General features: G+C 38.5%; 1 pseudogene. It reads left to right on the forward strand.

Features of this window, described 5'->3' with window-relative positions:
* Positions 1–1,352, forward strand: a pseudogene (locus Q9306_RS24485) (hypothetical protein); the annotation flags it as partial.

Here is a 1,352-nt window from a genome sequence, read left to right on the forward strand (position 1 = left end):
TCAAAGAAAGTGTTAGCAGTATCAAGGAAACACAATCGGCACAAGGAAAGCAAATACAAGATGCAAAAGCTACACTGGAAACGCAAGCAGAAGCGATAAAAGGAAAAGTAACGATTACCGAAGTGGGTAACTATGTTAGCGCTCTAGGTATGGATAATTTGATTAGAAACTCATTATTGAAAACAGATTCAAGCCATTGGTCCTTATCACCTAATTGTACCCGTGATACCAATGTTATGTATAACGGCTCTTACAGCATTAAAACGGACCAAGCTGGGTTAACAGCTGATAATTGGCGCGGCGGCATTAGTGAAAAAGTTAAAGCTGCAGCTGGTGAGAATTTTGTTATATCTGGTTGGTTTATGACCGATGATAAAAGCAAAATTGACAAGGGAGTAAGGGTAGAAATAGAGTTTTATAATGCTTCTGGTGCCAGAATATCTACTGCTGGTTTTGATATTCCTCTTGAAAATAATGTTTGGAAATTCGCATATGGAACAGCTAAGGCGCCAGCGGGGACAGTGTTAGTTGATGCGCGTTTTTATATAATACGAAACGGTCGACTTTGGGCTTCTAAAATGATGCTACAACGTGGTATGAATCCCTCCGAATTTACTGAGAATGCAATGGACATTGTTGGTAGAGATGAATTATTAGGACAAATTGCCAAGAAAGTAGCAACAGCCGATTACAACAAGAAAACAGAGCAATTTGACCGTGAGATTGCCGCTACAAAAGAAGGAATTAGCTTTGCGGCTAAAAGGACAGAAGTGTATACACGAGTAGAAGCTGACGGGAAATATGCTACAAGTGCTTATGTAAAAACGATGGAATCGCGTATTGACGTTACTGAAAAAAGTATTCTCAGCACAGTTAAAGTCGGTAATATCATTTCAAGTATTAACCAAACGGCTGAAAAGATTCAAATTGAAGCGAAGCGTATAAATCTAATTGGGGCGGTTACAGCAGAAAGTATTGCTGGTAAGTTGCTTGAAGGTATTACTATTAGAGCAAGGGATCCAAACGATAATAATAACTTTACAGAGATGTCGAATGGTAGAGTCTTTACACAAGGATTTCAAAATCCAGCTGAATGGAATCGATGGGCAAAGAGAGTTGTTACAGGTTTAGAAAAGGGACTTTTTTATAGTAAGGGTTATAAAGAAGACGGCTCGTTAGCAAATTCTATAGACATTGTTTCATGGGGTTTGATTCTTAATAATGGTAATGATCATGCAACATACGGAGCGCAAAGTTTTATTGTAAGTGATAACGGTCAATCAAAATCTGTCACAGCAAAGTCTTATGATTCAACTCAAGGATGGAAACCATCGTTAACCCTTGATAACCCT

The sequence above is a fragment of the Bacillus multifaciens genome (assembly GCF_030756675.1).
GTDB lineage: Bacteria > Bacillota > Bacilli > Bacillales > Bacillaceae_G > Bacillus_A > Bacillus_A multifaciens.